The sequence below is a fragment of the Rhodopirellula halodulae genome (assembly GCF_020966775.1).
In the GTDB taxonomy this organism is placed as follows: domain Bacteria; phylum Planctomycetota; class Planctomycetia; order Pirellulales; family Pirellulaceae; genus Rhodopirellula; species Rhodopirellula halodulae.
In genome coordinates this window covers 1,000,337-1,019,272 of record NZ_JAJKFV010000029.1, presented here as the reverse complement: position 1 = coordinate 1,019,272, position 18,936 = coordinate 1,000,337, and the positions used below count along the sequence as shown (strand labels likewise).

At 56.1% G+C, this 18,936-nt stretch carries 14 protein-coding genes; 7 read left to right on the top strand and 7 right to left on the bottom strand.

The genetic code is table 11. The features are described from left to right. Window positions 1-119 precede the first annotated feature (119 nt). Window positions 120-1,304, bottom strand: a complete 1,185-nt coding sequence (locus LOC70_RS16805; protein WP_230255148.1) for a ThuA domain-containing protein — start codon at window positions 1,302-1,304, stop codon at window positions 120-122. A 554-nt stretch (window positions 1,305-1,858) separates the two neighbouring features. Between LOC70_RS16805 and LOC70_RS16800 the strand changes: the two genes are divergently transcribed. Beyond that, a complete protein-coding gene (locus LOC70_RS16800; protein WP_230255147.1) occupies window positions 1,859-3,436 on the top strand; it encodes a sulfatase family protein in 1,578 nt (525 codons plus the stop codon). 131 nt (window positions 3,437-3,567) lie between these two features. Here the strand turns inward: LOC70_RS16800 and LOC70_RS16795 are convergent, their stop codons facing one another. Then, window positions 3,568-4,623 carry an NAD-dependent epimerase/dehydratase family protein gene (locus LOC70_RS16795; protein WP_230255146.1) on the bottom strand — a complete coding sequence of 352 codons (1,056 nt, stop codon included), beginning with the start codon at window positions 4,621-4,623 and terminating at the stop codon, window positions 3,568-3,570. A 126-nt stretch (window positions 4,624-4,749) separates the two neighbouring features. Beyond that, window positions 4,750-5,034: a hypothetical protein gene (locus LOC70_RS16790; protein WP_230255145.1), complete on the bottom strand. Its 285-nt coding sequence runs from the start codon at window positions 5,032-5,034 to the stop codon at window positions 4,750-4,752. Window positions 5,035-5,233: 199 nt separating this feature from the next. On the opposite strand from LOC70_RS16790, the gene LOC70_RS16785 reads away from it, so the two are divergent. Next, entirely contained in the window at window positions 5,234-6,034 is an 801-nt protein-coding gene (locus tag LOC70_RS16785; RefSeq protein WP_230255144.1) for a sensor histidine kinase, read from the top strand. A gap of 151 nt (window positions 6,035-6,185) precedes the next feature. Here LOC70_RS16785 and LOC70_RS16780 read toward each other — a convergent pair whose 3' ends face one another. Beyond that, window positions 6,186-6,896 (bottom strand): hypothetical protein, encoded by a 711-nt coding sequence (locus tag LOC70_RS16780; RefSeq protein WP_230255143.1) that lies wholly within the window; start codon window positions 6,894-6,896, stop codon window positions 6,186-6,188. 516 nt (window positions 6,897-7,412) lie between these two features. Here LOC70_RS16780 and LOC70_RS16775 point away from each other — a divergent pair. The 5 genes from LOC70_RS16775 (at window position 7,413) to LOC70_RS16755 (ending at window position 16,135) form a co-directional block, all read left to right on the top strand. Next, complete coding sequence (locus tag LOC70_RS16775) at window positions 7,413-9,287, top strand: transglutaminase-like domain-containing protein (protein WP_390889078.1); 1,875 nt, start codon at window positions 7,413-7,415, stop codon at window positions 9,285-9,287. A 300-nt stretch (window positions 9,288-9,587) separates the two neighbouring features. Continuing rightward, entirely contained in the window at window positions 9,588-10,493 is a 906-nt protein-coding gene (locus LOC70_RS16770; protein ID WP_230255141.1) for a hypothetical protein, read from the top strand. Window positions 10,494-10,994: 501 nt separating this feature from the next. After that, window positions 10,995-11,357: a cupin domain-containing protein gene (locus tag LOC70_RS16765; protein WP_230256180.1), complete on the top strand. Its 363-nt coding sequence runs from the start codon at window positions 10,995-10,997 to the stop codon at window positions 11,355-11,357. 317 nt (window positions 11,358-11,674) lie between these two features. Beyond that, complete coding sequence (locus LOC70_RS16760; RefSeq protein ID WP_315857306.1) at window positions 11,675-13,897, top strand: outer membrane protein assembly factor BamB family protein; 2,223 nt, start codon at window positions 11,675-11,677, stop codon at window positions 13,895-13,897. Between the two features lie 162 nt (window positions 13,898-14,059). Next, a complete protein-coding gene (locus LOC70_RS16755) occupies window positions 14,060-16,135 on the top strand; it encodes an outer membrane protein assembly factor BamB family protein (RefSeq protein WP_230255139.1) in 2,076 nt (691 codons plus the stop codon). A 127-nt stretch (window positions 16,136-16,262) separates the two neighbouring features. On the opposite strand, the gene LOC70_RS16750 is transcribed toward LOC70_RS16755, so the two are convergent. The 3 genes from LOC70_RS16750 to LOC70_RS16740 all read right to left on the bottom strand — a co-directional run bounded on the left by LOC70_RS16750 (window position 16,263) and on the right by LOC70_RS16740 (window position 18,721). Continuing rightward, window positions 16,263-16,454 (bottom strand): hypothetical protein, encoded by a 192-nt coding sequence (locus LOC70_RS16750; RefSeq protein ID WP_230255138.1) that lies wholly within the window; start codon window positions 16,452-16,454, stop codon window positions 16,263-16,265. A 338-nt stretch (window positions 16,455-16,792) separates the two neighbouring features. Then, window positions 16,793-17,650, bottom strand: coding sequence for a methylenetetrahydrofolate reductase [NAD(P)H] (gene metF / locus LOC70_RS16745; RefSeq protein ID WP_230255137.1), 858 nt, complete (start codon window positions 17,648-17,650; stop codon window positions 16,793-16,795). A gap of 216 nt (window positions 17,651-17,866) precedes the next feature. Beyond that, a complete protein-coding gene (locus tag LOC70_RS16740; protein WP_230255136.1) occupies window positions 17,867-18,721 on the bottom strand; it encodes a phytanoyl-CoA dioxygenase family protein in 855 nt (284 codons plus the stop codon). Window positions 18,722-18,936: the final 215 nt, after the last annotated feature.

Sequence of the window (18,936 nt, the reverse complement as noted above, 5' to 3'; positions counted from 1 at the left end):
TCACCCACAAAAAACGACCATGAGCAATGGTTTTCATCGCTCATGGCCGTGCTGCAAACTGCGGATCTCCGCAAATCAGTCGTTCAACCTCGACTGAAGTGCGTCAGGATCGTTTTGCGTCAATCGGCGAGATCGCCATAAAGATCGGGATACTTCTCAGCCACGTGTTCCTTTAACTCCGGACGAGCCTTCAACGCGGTGCGAACTTTCCGAACCATCTTCTGTTTTTCCATGCCGCCCAGGGGATGATCCGTCGGCATGATTTCGCTCTCCCATCCGCTCAATTCAGATGGTTTGACTCCATCTCGATACAACGCACCGGTTGTGAACGGTGTGGGAACAAACGATCCCACCAAACTCATGTCCAAATCAGCTTGGATCTGATCTTCCATCCCGAGTGCCCACAAGCAAGCATTCGCGAAACACCGTCGCGTGTCTTCGTCGAGCAAGTCTTCGCCGGCGCCAAATGAGAAGTAAGCGACTCGGGCGTCTTTCTTCTCGCCCGAGGGTGCGACGTAGTGGTCCGTGGTCCACCCCGCCGAAACCTTGGGTTTATCCTCGTTCACATCGTCGCTGGGTTCGAACGTGTTCAACACCTGGACTTCGACCAGCGGAGTCGATCCCGTTGGCGGTTGTGATTTGTAAGCACCGCTGTAAGCGTGCATTATGCCAACACCAGACAGAATGGGATGATCCTTCGCCGACGAGAGCGCGGTGATACGACTGCTTGAACTGTGGTTTCCGCCGTAGTGGCTTTGTCCTCGTTTGGAGTGCCACGTGTTGCCGAAGATCTGTTCTCCCAAGCCGCCGAGGTAGTCGTCGCCTTCGTAGTTGAAATTCAGCTTCGCCCATTTGCCTTGTTGACCGTTGAAGCAGTGAGTCGACGTCCGAGCACCGACAACAGGGCCGCCGCGCTCGAAGTAGTCGACCAACAAATCAACCTGTTCGTCGGGAAGCTTCATGAATCGAGTGAAGAAGAACAACAGATCGGCGTCTTTCAAAGCTTCCATGCCGGGGACGGGAGCATCACCCGCTTGGATCTCGCCTTGCTCGTTGATGCCGAACAACACGGTGCAGCGAAACCCGTGATGCTTTGCCAAAATCTTTGCCAGCGTCGGACAGGATTGCTCCGAGCGGTACTCGTGATCGTTGGCGATGAACACGATGTGCTTGCCTTTGCCGATTCCTTCCTCACCCTCGTAAACCAGTGGGGAGGAGGAAGATTCGTCGGCGACGGTGACATTCGGCATTCCAAACGGCGTCAAGAAAAACGCGATGGCTGCCAGTGGGAACCAAGTTTTCATAGATCAATCGAACAGGAGGTGGGATGGCGGGGTAGGACGAACCAATCAGTTGTTCGCTCCATTTTGTGATCATTCCTTGCGGAGTCCCTGCGAATTTAATCCATCTCCATCGCACTCGCGCGACGAAGTCGAACGCTTTCGCCAATTCCTACGCAACCGCAACCGAACCGACGCAAACCCGCTGCCACGTGACGCATTCCCTCACCCGGTATTTTGCGGACTTCACCGGCTGTTTTCATGCGAACCATTCGTTGCCGCGTTCAACGATCATCCGTTCCTAACCCTCCGAATTCTTCCGTGCGAAGCGATTGTTTCTATAGACAAAACCGCATCTTTGTGGGGGATCCGGTTGCTTCCACTTCGCGACAACCCATATCTGAAGCATCCGAACCAAGTACAATGCCGGGTCGCCGTTGGATGCCCTGATACGTTGCAGCCGGCAACTTCCAACGCAACGCTTTCAGTCGGCTGAGCCACATCTCTCTCGGCCTCGGTCATCACTTTCATCCAGTTCCCACCAACTTTCCCCACCTCCTCTGAAGATGAATCAATCCATGTCAAAGCTCTTTGACTCGTCACTAAATTCCGCTTGGCGTTTGACGTCGACCATCTGCATCGCGGTTGTTGGCTCATGCTTGCTGTTGCCCAGTATTTCGTCAGCCAAGGAGCAACGTCCCAACGTTGTCATCGTCATGGCGGACGACCTCGGCTACGGCGACATCGGTTGCTACGGAGCCAAAGGATTGGAAACGCCAAACATCGACCGAATGGCATCCGAAGGTTGCCGCTTCACCAGCGGTTACTGCTCCGCATCCACCTGCACGCCAACCCGCTATTCCTTTTTGACCGGAACCTACGCGTTTCGAGTCCCTGGCACCGGCATCGCACCGCCCAACAGCCCCGCACTGATCCCCGCGGGAACAACGACGACCGCCAGCTTGCTTCAAGATGCTGGCTACGCCACGGCGGTGATCGGCAAATGGCACCTCGGCTTGGGCGAAAAGTCGAAAGGCCCCGATTGGAATGGGGAACTCAAACCAGGCCCGTTGGAGATCGGCTTTGACCATTGCGTGTTGCTGCCGACCACCAACGACCGTGTTCCTCAAGTGTATGTCAAGGATCACGAAGTCGAGAATTTGGACCCGGCAGATCCGCTTTGGGTGGGCAACAAAAAACCATCGGACGATCACCCCACCGGAATCACGCACCGTGACACGTTGAAGATGGATTGGTCACACGGACACAATTCAACCATCCACAATGGAATCAGCCGGATCGGGTTCTACACCGGCGGTCACGCCGCTCGATTCCGTGACGAGGACCTCTCGGATCGTTGGGTTGCCGAATCCAAAAACTGGATTGCCAACCACAAAGACGAACCCTTCTTCCTCTTTTTCGCGTCGCACGACTTGCATGTCCCTCGCGTGGTCCACGAACGATTCCAAGGCAGCACAGGTCTTGGCCCGCGCGGCGATGCGATCGCCGAACTGGATTGGTGTGTGGGTGAGCTGATGAGTTCGCTCGAAGAGAACGGACTCACCGAGAAAACCATGTTGGTGTTTTGCAGCGACAACGGGCCGGTGCTCGATGATGGCTACAAAGACGACGCCAACGAAAAACTTGGCGACCACGATCCCAATGGCATTTATCAAGGCGGCAAATACACCGTTTACGAAGGCGGAACGCGAACGCCGTTTATCACTCGCATGCCGGGAACCATTCCCGTTGGTGTCAGCGACGAAATGGTTTGCACCATCGACTTCGCGGCCAGTCTCGCCGCAATGGTCGGACAAGATTTGCCAGCAGACGCGTGCCTGGACAGCCAAAACGTTCTCGGTGCGTTGATGAACCAATCGGGAGCCCAGGGCCGCGAACACTTGGTTCAGCAAGACAACGGCAAACTCGGGAACTACGGCTATCGAGTTGGCGATTGGAAACTGGTGCGTCACGACAACAAGAAGTCCTACAACTTCGATCTCTCGATGACTCGCAAACAAGTTCCGCAGTACACCTTGTACAATCTTGAAGTAGATCCGGCGGAACAGAACGATCTGAGCAAGACGGAACCCAAACGTGCGGAGCAAATGAAGCAAGAACTTCAACGGCTCCTGGACGCCGGCCGCAGTCGCTGAGCCAGCCAGCCAACCAGTTCGATCGACGACACAAATGCGATCGATCAAGCACATGCCAATCAAATAAGCCGCCCAACGGAAGCCTCCGACGGGCGGCTTTTTGTTTGAGTTTTTGAAATCGAAACGGATCGCTACGCGGTCGCCAACTTGCTTTCTTCGCTTGCGATCATCTGACGGAGGATTTCGTCGAGCGAAACTCGAATGTCCCAATCGGGATAGTCACGACGCAGCTTGGACAGATCGCTGATGTAGCAAATGTGGTCGCCTTTGCGGTTGTCGTCGCCCAGCGTCCAATTGACTTTGTGGCCGGAGAGTTCTTCGATCTTTTGAATGCTCTCCAATACGCTCGCCGCGTTCTCACGTCCTCCGCCAATGTTGTAGACCTCACCCGGGCGTGGATTTTTGGAGAACGCTTCAAAGGCTTTGACCACGTCGCTGCACTCGATTTGGTCGCGAACTTGTTTGCCTTTGTAGCCAAAGATCGTGTACGGCTTGCCCGTCACCGCCACGTGAACGAGATAACTCAGAAAGCCGTGCAATTCCACACCGCTATGGCTGGCACCCGTCAAGCAACCACCTCGGAAAACTCCTGTTTTCAACCCGAAGTACTTGCCGTATTCCTGAGCCAGCACGTCCGCCGCAGTTTTGGACGCGCCGAACAACGAGTGCATGGTTTGGTCGATGCGGCAGGACTCATCGATTCCGTTGTAGTCCTCTTTCCGAGCGTATTCCCAACGCGTTTCCAATTCGTCCAGAGGCAACTCATTGGGAGCGTCGCCGTACACCTTGTTGGTGCTCATGTGGCAAAACACAGCATCAGGAGCGTGTTGCCGCGTCCCTTCCAGCAGATTGAGCGTGCCGTTGGCATTCACCTCGAAATCCAAAAACGGAATCGCTGCGGCTTTGTCATGGGAGGGCTGGGCCGCGCAGTGAATCACCAGATCAGGTGTTTCATTCTTAAAAAGATCCAACACGCCTTCGCGGTCGCGAATGTCCAACGCAACGGTGCGGAAGTTCGACGTCTCTTTTTCCAGACGCGATTGATTCCATTTCGTGCTTCCGTCGGGACCAAAGAACGTGGCCCGCATGTCGTTGTCGATCCCGATGACTTCGTCACCCAGGGCATCCCAGTGTCGAACAGCAGCCGAGCCAATCAGCCCACTGGAACCAGTCACAATCACACGCATCGGAAGTCAAATCCACTTGGAGACAATCATCAAAAAACCGCGTCTGATTGTAATTCGCAAATGGACAGCCAAAACCGCAGCCGAGGTTTTTCACTGAAACCACACCCCGCGAAAAAGCGATTGGGTTCAGGCGACTTGTTTCACGCCGCGAATTTCGGAGCGGGTGGAGGCCGCGACGGGGGCGTTGGGTCGGATCAACCGGGTGGTTTCCAAGATTTCCGCGATGGCCAGGGCTTGCTCCGCAGCGGTCTGCGTCAGATCCAGGAATAGGATCCGTTTGCCGCGAATTTCGCACCAGGTGCAGCCGGTTCCATCCAGCGGTTCGCCTCGGATTTCGAATCCGTTTTGGCGTGCGATGCGAGTCATTCGCTTCAGACGATCCAGCACGTTCTCGTCGTCAAAATGATCCATAACCAGCCATCTCCTTCGAACTTCGCGGGCCCCGGTGACTTCGTCGGGGCTGGTGTACCGCGAACGCGAACGACGCCCAGGTCAAATGAGCTGTGGCAGGTAAGGTTTGCGGGCCAGCGGTTCTGGATTTATCAACGATTCGGGTTGTTCCGATAGATCAAACACGCAACCTCTTTCCAGCGGACTCCTGAATCCAGCCATGTCTCAGCCAGCTTCATCCAACACGACAGCCACCGCCGACTCGCAAGCCAATGAGGTGGCGATGCTGCGTGATCAAGTGAAGCGTTTGCAGGGCATGGCCACGTTGGGTGAGCTGACCGGCACGGCAACGCACGAATTCAACAACGTGCTGATGACCGTCATCAACTACGCCAAGTTGGGTTTGCGAAATGAGGACAAAGCCAGCCGCGACAAGGCACTGACAAAGATCCTTGAAGCTTCTGAGCGTGCCGCCCAAATCACCAACACGATTCTGGCGCAAGCCCGCAACCGCAGCGACGCGATGGGCCCCGTCGATTTAAGCGGTCTGGTCCGTGAAACTTTGGTGCTGATGCAACGTGAAATGCAGAAGTACCGAATCAGCGTGGAAACGGACTTGGTTGACACGGCGACGGTTCACGGCAGCGGTAACCAAATTCAACGCCTGCTACTGAACCTGCTGACCAATTCGCGTCAGGCGATCGGTGAATGCGGAACGCTCTGGATTCGCGTGACCGGCGTCGAAACCGGCGAAGAAGGAATCCAGCAAATCGAATTGACCGTTCGAGATTCCGGCAAAGGCATTCCAGAAGACGTGCTGCCCAAAATCTTCGATCCGTATTTCTCCACCAAGTCAGGTCCCGATGAAACGGGCAAAGGCGGAACGGGACTGGGGCTGGCTGCCTGCAAAGACATCATTGATGAACACAAAGGACGTGTCCGCGTCGAAAGCTCGGTCGGACGAGGAACCGCGTTCATCATCCGCTTCCCGGCCTCCGCTTCTCAACGAGCAGCCGCCTGATCCAAAGCTTGCGGACGCTCGGTGAAGCTTCATCGAAACAGCCTCGACAAAAGACGGGCTTTTCTCGACCAACGCGATCAATGCGTTTGCCAACTCACGCCGCGCACTTGCCTGAACACGGCGACTTCGTTCGTTCAACTGCGAGCTTGATTCACCAAGCTTCGCATTCTGGGTCGTGTTCGTCTTCGACGCCCAGTCGAGTTTTCAGCTGCTGGAACTGGTCATAAAGACGTTCGCTGCTGCTGTGCACATGTTCGGCTTCCGTGATGAAACGCATGGAATCATCTGGATAAACATCGGAGTTGATCAGCGTTTGACGGAATCCGTCCAGCGGGGTTCCATAAGCGATCAACAACTTGTGTTCATCCAATTGGATTTCTTGCTGCTTGGCTGTGTTGATGATGGCGATGCCGGTGCAACCGTCGTTGAGCAACACGTCCTCGAATTCCATCAGGATGCTCTTCAGCACGGGCACATCGATGTGCTCGCGGTACAGATCTTCATGCTGTGACGAACTGTGGTGGCTGGTTTCCAAAACCACGTCGACCACGGTTCCCAACTGATCGATCAGATCCATGAACAGGTCCATCAGGACGGGCTTGGAAGCAGCCGCCATGATCACCGGGGTGGTCGCTCCGGTGGATTCGTCGACGTATTTGTCGTACCGGAATCCTTGGCGAGGCGAAATTTGGACGTCGTAGGATGGTCGAATGGCGTCGGTCAATTCAAACATCCCATAGGTTTTGATTCCCATGTGGACCTGCAGTTCTTCGTCGGTCAGACGTTCGAAGCTGCCAGGAGCGGATGTTGGAATGGCATCGTCCTGTGCCGTTGGACGAAGGATGCGTTTGAGAAAGCCCATTTGATTGGTAATTTTCGACGCGTGTGTGATAACGACGCCAGGGAGAAAAAGTTGCCTGAGCCGGTTCACCGTTGCGACTGGCGAACACTCAAAACTAGGTCACGTCTGAACAACGTCCCTCCAAGTCACCGCAAACCGCTCAAAACTCGCTGAAAGCCTGCGTTGCCGATCACCCAACCGGCCCCACCGTCACAACCTCCTCAACCGGCCCATTTCGACCCTGGTTTTCACTGCGAAAACCACGACTTTGGCCGCTCAGGAACCGCGTCGCCCAAATGCGATAGAGCTTGACACGATCCCTGCGGAGTCGACATTGGTGGTTCAGGCCAAGGTCGCACTGTTCGCGTCTTGGTCCGCTCTTTTGCATCGCTTCCCCGCGGCTGGTTCAAGATGGATCGAACAGCATCTTTTCTCTCGGCATTCGTCTCGGCCGTTTCCGCCATTCGATCCAGAATGTGCGAGTCGATATCGTTGAATCGTTCGCCACATTGCGGCGGCTCTGGTCGATCCCCCGTTTTGCTCGGGCTTTGCATCGTCGCTGGTTTGGCCGGCTGTGACTTCCCCGATCGATACGACATCCAGACGTTCGAGAAACCGGCCCCCTGGCAATCCGAAACTTCCTCCACACTGACATCCCAGTCACGCAACTCGGCGCGCCCATCGACGCCCGAACAAGCGTTCGACACAGCCGACTTGGGCGGTGGCGGTGTCAACGGGAACTCAGAAACCTCGCGGACGCTTTCATCAACAACGGGAACGAGCACGAACAATGGATCGCCGGTCGAGAGAGACCCTCGCTTGGCCGACGAATGGGAATCTTGGCAGATCCACAGCTTGCGTTCGACAATCCTTGGCGGGATCCACGCCAAATCGACTCGCGACACCGATGATCAAATCCGTGTCGACTTGGAAGAACGCGGGCTGACCTATCGAGGCATGCTGCAAATCCTCGAGTCCAACCAACAGACCTTTTGGCATGACGCCGATGGCAATTTGAAAAAGGTGGACTGCACGTTTCGACGCGGGCCCATCGAGTTCCATCGCAACATCGAAGTCACCGCGAATGAAGTGCGGTTCGACGACGATCGCCTGATCACCACCAAACGCAAAACGCTGCGAATTGATTCTCCGTTGGGTGGCCCGCTGCACGTTTACCAAACATTGCGGCGAAAGCCCCTGCAAGAAGGTGAAGTCCGACAAGCCAAAGTGCTGCTTCCGATCCTGGGAGAAGTCGCCAACCTACGATTGCAGCACAACTCGTTGGCGTCTCCATCGGTCCTCACGCGAGAGGGTTTCCAAGAAGTGGTGCTGCAGGAAGCTTCGTGTTTGTTGTCACTGGGTCCTGAGCGTCAACGGGAATCCGTTTATTGGTTCGACGACAATGGCGACGTTCAGCTCTACCACGTGTCCAATGAGCAACGCTTCTCTTACGGTTGCACCGAAACGCAGTACGAATTGCTGGGTCGCGAATTCCTTCAACAGGACGCTCCGATCTCGCTGCAGGTTCCAGGCAAACCCATCGAGACCGAAGAGAGCCTGCTGAAAGGCGACCTGCAACAAGTTGGCTACAAGATCGTGTGGGCCAAACCACCTGCACCGGAGACCGTTCCTGACCCGAATGATGCTGACTCGACTAGCGCTGCGGACAAAACGGAAAGCGAGAACCAAGCATTCACTGATCAGGCTGCCCTCGCCCCGCGGCAATACCTGCAACGGGGCAAGAACGAATTGCAGCAAAAGCTGATCGTGTCACGAGTCGCCGTGCCAAAATCCAAACTTCGCGACCGTTTCGATCAGTTGCAGACCGACGAGTCGCCCAATGATTTGGCGTCCACCTCGCTGATCGACTTCCGCTCAGCCTCCGTTCGCCGGATCGCCAACGCCACTGCAGGAGGAGCCAATTTCTCGACCGCCGAACGCGTGATGGAAATGAATCGCACAGTGCATTCGCTGATGTCGTTCACTCCGCTTTCCAAAGGAATGCGTGCAGCAAGTGAGATCGCCGATTCGTCGGCGGCGGACAGCACGGAACAATCACTCTTGCTGATGGCGCTGCTTCGATCTGCAAAAATACCATGTCGACTTGTCTTGGGCATTCGTCACCAAGGTGCCGAAACGATTTCGGCGACGCCGGACCCGTCGCTGCCTTTTCAAACCCGCCGAAGCCTTCCCAAAGGCAACCGCTTCGTTTACCACGCTTGGGTGATGGCCAAAGCGGACGACCATTGGTTGTCGCTGGATCCCGTGCGTGGCGGCGAAACCCTGCCGGACTGTTTGGCGATTGAAATCTCGGACATGCACCAGGTGCAGCCAATCGAGTTGATGGAAGACTACATCAGCAAGCTTTCGCGAATGCAGATCAGCATCTACGCGATCGTTCGCGGCGTGTGACGCGGACTGTCCTGAGCGCACGAAAAACGCCCCGGGGAAGGTTACCCTTCGCCGAGGCGTTTGAAGTCACGTCTGTGTGACGCAGTGGTCTACTGTTTTCTGGGTGAACGAGTCACTCAGCGAACGTAGCTGGCACTGGCCTGAATGACGCGACGATTACGGGAAATGCTTGCACTTGGATCAACGATCGGTGCTGGTGGCATTGGAGCAGCTTGAGGAGCTTCGACTGGAGCAGCGGTAGGTGCTGCGTAGGTCGTTCCACATCCGCATCCGGTGTCGCAAGGTGCAGCGTCGCAACCCATGTCGCAGCAGCCGCTCTTCTTGCAACCCAAGTTGCCGAACAGTTTCTTCAGCAAGCCACCCTTGCCAACCGAGCAGCATCCGCTGTCGCAGCAAGAAGGTTCGCAAGCAGCGATTTCGCAACCACAAGCTGGTTCGCATACGGTTTCGCAAGCAGGTGCACAGCCGCAGTCAGCAACTTCGCAACCGCAAGCTGGCTCGCAGGCGATTTCACAAGGAGCTTCGCAGCAGCTGTTGCAGCCTTTGCCGCCGAACAACTTGCTCAACAAACCACCCTTGCCGATCGAGCATCCGCTGTCGCAGCAAGAAGGTTCGCAAGCAGCGATTTCGCAACCGCAAGCTGGCTCGCATGCGGTTTCGCAAGCAGGTGCACAGCCGCAATCAGCAACTTCGCAACCGCAAGCTGGTTCGCAGCTATTGCATCCGCTCAGCAACTTGCCTTTCAGCAAGCCACATCCGCTGTCGCAACCGCCACAAGGTGCTTCGCAACCGCAGTCGGGTTCGCAAGCAGGTGCACATCCGCAGTCGCTGTCACAGCCACCGCAAGGTGCTTCCAAGCCACAAGTAGGCTCACAAACAGGAGCTTCACAGCAAGCCGTGGAGCTGCCGCAGCCTTTCATGCCGAGCATGCGGTCCAGCAAGTCAAAGCCGAAGCTTTGCGTACAAACCGAGCTCGCCACGATCATCGTCAGTGTTAAAATTGTCCGCTTCATCGGAGATTATTCTCCCTCTCGAGATTGTTGCGGGAAGTTGTCGGCAGTGATCCGTCACTCGCGATCGTGCAACCTCACCGTTGAATCGGTGTCCTTGGGGACACGGTCGTCGGACGAAGTCGCCGACGATCAAGTCCCGAGGATGCGACTTCAGAACACAAACCGAACCAGGTGCGAGCACCCAGCCCGCTGACTTCGTTCAGTCCTGAAATCCATTTCGATTCTGGCCAGCGTCGCTGGCGACGGTGTGGTGAAGACAACCGTGGATGAAGGAACTTTCTGCCAAGTGCAGACATCCGCTGTCGGCACTTCTGGGTCTGTCCGGCTGTCAGAGCCGTGTTGGAAGGCGACGCCGGGAGCGTCACCGACCGGCTTAGGTCAGTCGGACAACAAACGTATCGGCGACTACCCTCGATCAATGCAGTGGTTTGGGCGTTTTTCGGCAGCTTGTTAACGTTTGCGGCTTACGAAATTTTGAACCGGTTATTCGGTGGGTTCGGGTTGTCCCGAACAAACCCACGCTACGATGCATGCAATCGTTGCAGACCACCACTTTCACCCACCTCCGGGCGGGAACCACGCTCAAAACGAGGGGCACTGGGCCGTGAAACGTACCGATGTGAAACCAAACTTCACCGCAGCAAATTCGATTTCCGCCTCCCCATCAAACGGTTCCGCGGACGGAGTTCCGCATCTGCGCACACCAGAGATCGTCGATCTGCGGGCGATTGATCCGGTCGACTGCCCCTGCGGAATCGCACGCCGCGCTTTCGCGGATTCGGATGATTTCCCCGGCACGTTGCATTTCACCCAGATCAGCCAAGACGCGCGAGCACATTTCCATCGCGAACACACCGAAATTTACGTGATCTTAAAGTGCGATCCCGATGCGGCCATTGAATTGGACGGGGTTCGACACCCGGTACAGCCTTTGAAATCCATCCTGATTCCGCCGGGCGTCACTCACCGAGCAATCGGCGAGATGGAAGTGCTGATCGTTTGCACACCCGAGTTCGACTCGCGTGACGAGCATTTTCCCGGTGAAAGTCGCAATTGATTCGTCGAACACCGGCGGATTCGCCTTCTCCCAACTGACCCGGTCGAGAACACGGAATTCGAGACACCGTTTTCGCGGCGTTGGTCAAGTTTTGCAAACTTCATACAAAGCGGGGTCTGCCCTCGACGGGTGCGTCCACGCTAAAATCATTTCAACCAGAGGATTCGGACTATTCTGTCTTTCCTCTCCTTCCCCACCTTTGCCCCCACCCACCGGATTGCTTGATGTTCGCGCCGTTACGACGCCCCATCACCTCGCCACGCATTCTCAGGACCACCCCCATCGCTGCTCACCATTTGCGAGTCTTGGCTCGTTCGATGTTAGTGCTCGCCTTTGTCGTCTGTTCGGCGGCATCGTGCCCTTCGCTCTTCGCCCAGGAAAATGGCTCCGCCGACTGGACCTATTGGCGGGGCCCACATTTCAACGGCACGGCAGAAGCCGAAAATCTGGTCGAAGACTGGGACGCGGATGGCGGCGAAGGCAGCAATTTGCTGTGGAAACGCGAAGACATCGGGTCTCGCAGCACGCCTGTCGTGATGAATGGACGTTTGTACACACTCATGCGTTCCAACCCTGGTACGTCGACCGAGGGCGAGAAAGTCGTCTGCCTGGACGCGGAAACCGGTGAAACCCTTTGGGAAAACAGCTTCAACGTCTGGATGTCGGACGTCCCTGACACGCGAGTCGGTTGGAGCAGCGTCGTCGCGGATCCCGAAAGCGGCAACGTATACGCCTTGGGCGTCTGCGATTTGTTCCTGTGCATCAACGGCGAAACCGGCGAAACGGTCTGGAGCAAACCGCTGCACGAGCAATTTGGGATGCTATCGACCTACGGTGGTCGCACCAACTTTCCTGTAATTCACGAGGATCTCGTGATCATCAGCGGCATCATTATCAACTGGGGTGAAGCCGCCAAGCCGAACCACCGCTTGATCGCCATGGACAAATTGACCGGCGAAGTCGTCTGGTTCAGCGGCACGAAAGACCTGCCCAACGACACAACGTATTCGGCCCCCACGCTGACCACCATCGAAGGCCAACGGCAATTGATCCTCGGCGCAGGAGACGGGGCCGTTTGGGGTTTCCAACCTCGCACCGGAAAACCTCTGTGGCACCAAACCCTTTCACGCCGCGGATTGTTCGCCACCCCATTGGTCGATGGAAATCGCGTCTACGCCAGCCACAGTGAAGAGAATGTCACCGGCAGCTCCATGGGTGCCGTCGCCGCGATGGAAGTCGGCGGAACCGGGGACGAAACATACGTCCGTGAAGTCTGGAAACTCGAGGAGTTGGTGGTCGGCCGCAGTGCTCCCGTCGTTGTCGACAATCGGTTGTACGTGGTGGACGACCGCTGCAAGCTTTGGGTCATCGACACGGAAACCGGTGATCTGATTGCCGAGCGAATCGCCATCGGCGACCGCAAGCAATGGCCTTCGCTGCTCGTCGCGGATCAAAAGCTCTATGTGCTGACCGAAAATGGTCGCTGGGCGATTTTGGAGATGACCGAGGACGGCGTCGAGTTCCTCAGCAAAGGCCGAATCCGCAACGAAGCCTTCCACTCGTCGCCCATCCTGGCCGGCGGCAAACTGTATTTCCAAGGATCGTCAGCGCTCTACTGCGTCGGGCAAGAAAGCTCGACCCAAAAAGCCGAAGTCCTTGCCGAACAAATGCTGGGCGAAACCGCTGTCGAAGAGAATCCCGAACCAGCTCAGCTTCTGGTCACTCCCGCCGAAGCTTTGCTGCGTCCCGGACAAACGATGGAATTGTCGGTCCGCCTATTCAATCGCTTGGGGCAACGCTTGGCCGACCCGGCTGATTCCGCCGTTTCATACAGCGTGGAAGGCCCCGGTTCGATCAGCGGCAACGTCTTCACCGCAAATGCCGACGCGGCTCACACAGCCGCCACCATCATCGCCAAAGTTGGCGACGTCGTTGGCAACACTCGCGTGCGAATCGTCCCTGATCTGCCATGGGCGTTCGACTTCGACAAACTTTCGGATCCTCCATTGTCCTGGGTGGGTGCTCGTTATCGTCACGTGATTCGCCCGGTCGATGGCTCGCCCGCTCTGGTGAAGGTCAACACGATTCCCAAAGGTGCGCGTAGCCGTGCCTGGATGGGTAGCAGTGATCTCACGAATTACACCATCGCCGCTGACGTGCGCGGTGACCGCAACAACGATCAATTGCCGGACATCGGCCTGACCGCACACGGTTACGTGTTGGATTTGATGGGCAACAGCCAACAACTTCAGATCCGATCCTGGTCGCCTCAATTGCGAATGGCTCAAACCGTTGACTTCCCATGGAAGGAAGGCCAGTGGTACCGCATGAAGTTCCGCGCGGAAGTGCAGGGCACCGGCGATGACGCGGTCGCCATTCTGAAAGGAAAGGTCTGGCCACGCGGCGAAACGGAACCGAGCGATTGGACGGTGACGGCGGAAGACAAAAGCCCCGTCATGTCCGCCAGCCCCGGTCTCTATGGCAACGCCAAAGTCGCGGAACTTTACATCGACAACTTGGAAGTGACACCCAACGAATGATGCGACGGAGCCATCTCAATTGATAGCCATCCCTCGTGATAGCTGGATAGCTCCGTTCCAACCGCTGAACCCATCGAAGATCGCAAACTCAAGTTCGCCACTTCAAAATTGATGGTGTTCAAGCCCCAACCCTCCAACGCCCCTCCTCCTTTAAAAACAATCATGGCTCGCTCTGAATTTTCTGCTTGGTGCTTGATGATCGGCTCCGCGATGCTGGGCACGTTGACCACCGTTTTACTTAGTGGTTGCCAGCCGCCTGTTCCTTTGGGCACCGCAACCTTGGTCGCCGCCGCCAACGAAACCGTTGTCGCGGATGTTGACACTTCGAAGTCCGATGTCTCGGCCTCGGCGGATGTGGAGGAATTCATCGAACCCTCCAAGGTCATCGAATCTGGTGAAGAATGGCCTCAGTGGGGCGGTACCCGCGTTCGCAACAACGTCCCCAATGCCAAGAACCTTCCCGAGTCATGGAACATCGGCAAATTTGACCGTCGAAGTGGCGAATGGGATGGCTCCAAAGCCGAGAACGTCCGCTGGTTCTCCAGTCTCGGCAGCCAAACTTACGGTAACCCGGTCGTTGCGGGTGGACAGGTCTACGTCGGGACCAACAACGGCAATGGCTACCTCAAACGTTATCCCAACAATGTTGACCTGGGCTGCTTACTGGCCTTCGACCAAGAAGACGGCAGCTTCCTTTGGCAACACAGCAGCGAAAAACTGATCACCGGTCGTGTGCACGATTGGCCGCTTCAAGGCATCTGCTGTGCCCCGCTCGTCGAAGGCGAACGTCTTTGGTTCGTCACCAGCCGTGGCGAAGTCCGTTGTCTCGATACGAAGGGTTTCCACGACGGCGAAGATGATGGCCCTGTGAAGAACGAAGCCGCTCGCGTTGCCGATCTGCAAAACAGCGGCGAAGGCAGTGACTACGAAGACTCATTGTCCGCTCTGAACCGAGGTGAGCTGACCGATGCTTTGAAAAAGGTCCTGGCCGACGCGGGTAGTGAAGCAGAAGGCAGTGTTGAGATCAAAACGCTCGCCGAAAACAAATCCTGGACTGCCGACGGCAAATTTGGTGGCGTGCAACGAACGCTGGCCATCAAACAACTCGGCCCACGCATCTCCATCTTCAAGAACCTCGGCGTCGAAGACAAACAAGACGCGGATGTCATCTGGGTCTTCAACATGATGCAGGAACTCGGCGTCAGCCAACACAACATGTGCTCCTGCAGCGTGACCAGCTACGGCGATTTGCTGTTCGTCAACACCAGCAACGGGCTGGACGAATCCCATATCAACTTGCCCGCTCCCACCGCCCCCAGCTTCATTTGCATGAACAAGAACACGGGCGAAGTCCTCTGGACCGACCAATCGCCCGGCACCAACATCCTGCACGGCCAATGGTCGTCGCCTTCGATCGAGGTGCTCGGCGGCGTTCCTCAAGTTCTCTTCTGCGGTGGTGATGGCTGGCTCTACAGCTTCAAAGCTGACGGCGGAAAAGATGGCAAGGGTGAACTGCTTTGGAAATTCGACTGCAACCCAAAAGAATCGAAATGGATTCTCGGTGGCGAAGGAACTCGCAATAACCTGATCGCGACCCCCGTTGCTTACGATGGCTTGGTGTATGTCGCCGTCGGTCAAGACCCGGAACATGGCGAAGGTGAAGGCCACCTGTGGTGCATCGACCCGACCAAACGCGGCGACGTTTCACCTCAACTAGCCGTCAAAATGGAAGGCAATTCGCGAGAGCCCATCGCTCACAAGCGAATCCAAGCGGTCGAACCGGAACTTGGTGAGACTGCGGTCGACAATCCGAACTCAGCCGTTGTTTGGCACTACTCGCTCGCCGATCAAAACGACGATGGCGAGATCGACTTCGAAGAAGAAATGCACCGCAGTTGTGGAACAGTCGCGATCAAAGACGACCTGCTTTACATCGCAGACTTTTCTGGACTGGTGCACTGCTTGGATGCCAAAGGCAATGACGATGGCACACCAATCGTTCACTTCACCTACGACATGTTCGCCCAAAGCTGGGGCAGCCCCCTGATCGCGGACGGCAAGGTCTACATCGGTGACGAAGACGGCGACGTTTGCGTCTTTGAACTGGGAGCCGAAAACAACGAGCCCATCGAAGAGATCAACATGGGAACCAGCGTTTACAGCACGCCCGTCGCTGCGGACGAGACAATCTTCATCAGCACGAAAGACAAACTTTTCGCGATTGGAATCCCTCGCTGATCGAGTGCCCCAAAACGACAAATTCTTCGCAACGGCGAGGCCAAACGGTCTCGCCGTTTTTTGTGCTCAAGCAAACAGCTGCTCGCGCGACGTTCGCAGTTCCCAAACGTCCGACCGATTGCGCTGTCTAGGCTTCGCGATCGATGTGCTGATCATCGGAATCAGAACGCTCATCGCGAGATTGCTTCCGACCTCGCTCTTCGCGTCGTCGCGAAACTTGCGGGTCTTCGTTCTCGCTCTTCTGAGTCACCGGGGCAACCCGATAGGTCAGACCGTGAACGGTGAAAATCTGTGGCTGGATTGGAATGGGAGCGAACATAGTGCCGTCTCGTTCGAAAGGGTGTGGACACAAAAGCTTAGCTCTGCACACACGTTTTCGACGTTCGCAGCCTCTTCTGATCGGTCAAAAGCGTCAATTGACCACAACCCACCGACCGATGGTTCCGGTTGTGAGGATACACAAGACGCCAAAGAAACGGATGGCAACACTATTCGCCGACAAAGCGACATGAAGCCCCGCTAACCAAAGCGAGCTTTTTAGAATGAAGCATAATCAATGCACGCCTTGGCCGCTCGGTCGGTGCACGGCTTACGTCGTGTGACCAATCCGCTTCATTCAAGCCATTCCGATCAACCTCAGGAAGACGCGTCGGCCATCTATAAACCGTCCAGCAGCTCGGCGGCCGCTTCGCTCTTATTTAGAACGTAGTAGTGAATACCAGGCACACCGTTCTTCAGAAGATCGATGGTCTGCTCTCGAGCATGATCCACCCCAACGCGAAATTGATGTTGCGGATCATCGTTCTCGGTCATGGCCGATTGCAATGCGTCCGGGATCGACGCCTTGCACATCGAAGCGATTCGTTGTGCCTGTTTGAAGTTGGTCACCGGCAAGACGCCGGGAACGATGGGGACATTGATTCCGATCGCATCACACGCATCTCGGAACCGGTAAAAGTCAGTGTTGTCGTAGAACAACTGCGTGATCACGATGTCCGCTCCCGCGTCCACCTTGCGTTTTAGATTGGCCAAATCCGTGTCAAAGTCGACCGCCTCTTGATGCGTTTCGGGATAGCCGGCCACGGCAATCCCGAGGTCACCAAATTTTTCACGGATCAACTCGACCAACTCGTTGGCATACTTCAGTCCGCCCTCCGTTTTCTCGAACTGGTCGGTGCCCTTGGGCGGGTCTCCACGGAGAGCGACGATGTAATCCACGCCTTGTTCTTTGGCCTGTTGCAGATACCCGGTCAAATCTTCCACCGTCGATCCGACGCAAGTGAGGTGAGAAGCAACGGGCAACCGGGTGATCTCCTTCACCTTTTTCAGCACTTCCAACGTCGTTCCCCGGCTGGATCCGCCCGCTCCGTAAGTGCAGGTGAAGTACTTCGGGCCGAACTGCATCAACCGCTCCACATTCTTGCAAAGCAGGTCCACTCCTTCGGGCGTTTTCGGCGGAAAAAGCTCAAACGAAACGGCACATTCGTTGGACTGATAAAGGGATGCCAGAGTCATAAAACAACATCAAAAAGGGTTTCTGCCACCGCGAAATTCGGGCGGCACTTCGCGATCACGCGACTCAAAAGGGGATGGACCAGTATAGACACCGCCAGCGGATCCGAAAACGCGAGACCATCATCCATCGCCCGCCCACGCCACTTCTTTACCGTTTTTTCGCAAGCACCATCAACCGCCGCTGGCTTCGTAAACCGCGTCCGACGAACTTCGAATTCAATTCGCAAGCGACGCCGGTCGTTCCGCGCCGGGCCATTTTTCAGAATCCGCGCTGCCTGCCACTATCACGCCTTTCTTCTCCCATCCCAAATACGCCGTGACATCGGCGGGGCAATACCGAAGCGTCAAACCACATCGACGTCGATCACTTTGGTTGGGTGCCGACCCATGGACCAGCAAATCGCTATGGATTGACACTTGCCCCGCCCGCACCGGCGTGAAGCGATGCTGACCGTACTTTTCCGGCTCATGGACGACTTGGTCCAAAACGTTGCCCGAATCGGATTCAGTCATATCGAAATCAATCAGTCCATGCTGATGCGAACCTGTGAAGACTTCCATGCCACCGTTGTCGAGATCCGCGTCGTCAATCGCCAACCACACGGTGACGGCCTTCGTGGGAGTCAGTGGCCAGTAACTGCAGTCCTGATGCCAATCGACTCGCTTGCCATCCCCTGGCATCTTGCAAAAGAAATGGGATCCCCAACCAATCACATTCTCACCGAGCAAATCCGAGACATAACTCACGAGCTTTGGATGCTGCAGCAAGTCCCACACCCGCGCGTGCTTCAGGTGCGCGCTACTGATGGAGTAGCTGTCTTTGCCTTCCGCCATGGTGTCGGCCAAAAGTTGATCAAAGTAATCACGCAGTGAGATGGCTTCATCCGCATCCAACACATCCAACGGTCCCAAGTAACCATCGAGGTTCCAGGCCGCCACCTGATCACGGCTCAACAGTGTCGGCGAATCATTCTGGGTTGGAAAAAAACGAATGTCTCGCTGAACCGTTTCGATGGATTGCCGATCGGGGATGATTGCGAACTGCGTGTCGCTGGAGTTTGAATTATTCATGGAAGCAACTGGCCTTGGTTGGCGTGCCTTGGTCGGGATGAGGATGCCTCCATTGTCCGTCAGCCGAATTGCCGATTCAACCCAACCATTCGATGGGCGTTGGCTGACACAACCGGCACGACCGTCATAGTCGATGGATTTTCTGCGAGAGGAGAAGAAGAGCTGGGTGGATGTCGCCACCGCCGGGGCAGCGCGAACTAGGTTTGTTCGCAACC

What these genes read in the sequence shown, in the direction of transcription:
- LOC70_RS16740 (WP_230255136.1), bottom strand. Translation starts at nt 18,721, where the DNA reads ATGAATAATTCAAACTCCAGCGACACGCAGTTCGCAATCATCCCCGAT.
- LOC70_RS16800 (WP_230255147.1), top strand. Translation starts at nt 1,859, where the DNA reads ATGTCAAAGCTCTTTGACTCGTCACTAAATTCCGCTTGGCGTTTGACG.
- LOC70_RS16785 (WP_230255144.1), top strand. Translation starts at nt 5,234, where the DNA reads ATGTCTCAGCCAGCTTCATCCAACACGACAGCCACCGCCGACTCGCAA.
- LOC70_RS16795 (WP_230255146.1), bottom strand. Translation starts at nt 4,623, where the DNA reads ATGCGTGTGATTGTGACTGGTTCCAGTGGGCTGATTGGCTCGGCTGCT.
- LOC70_RS16780 (WP_230255143.1), bottom strand. Translation starts at nt 6,896, where the DNA reads ATGGGCTTTCTCAAACGCATCCTTCGTCCAACGGCACAGGACGATGCC.
- LOC70_RS16760 (WP_315857306.1), top strand. Translation starts at nt 11,675, where the DNA reads ATGTTAGTGCTCGCCTTTGTCGTCTGTTCGGCGGCATCGTGCCCTTCG.
- LOC70_RS16750 (WP_230255138.1), bottom strand. Translation starts at nt 16,454, where the DNA reads ATGTTCGCTCCCATTCCAATCCAGCCACAGATTTTCACCGTTCACGGT.
- LOC70_RS16790 (WP_230255145.1), bottom strand. Translation starts at nt 5,034, where the DNA reads ATGGATCATTTTGACGACGAGAACGTGCTGGATCGTCTGAAGCGAATG.
- LOC70_RS16755 (WP_230255139.1), top strand. Translation starts at nt 14,060, where the DNA reads ATGGCTCGCTCTGAATTTTCTGCTTGGTGCTTGATGATCGGCTCCGCG.
- LOC70_RS16770 (WP_230255141.1), top strand. Translation starts at nt 9,588, where the DNA reads ATGTCGCAGCAGCCGCTCTTCTTGCAACCCAAGTTGCCGAACAGTTTC.
- LOC70_RS16805 (WP_230255148.1), bottom strand. Translation starts at nt 1,304, where the DNA reads ATGAAAACTTGGTTCCCACTGGCAGCCATCGCGTTTTTCTTGACGCCG.
- metF (WP_230255137.1), bottom strand. Translation starts at nt 17,650, where the DNA reads ATGACTCTGGCATCCCTTTATCAGTCCAACGAATGTGCCGTTTCGTTT.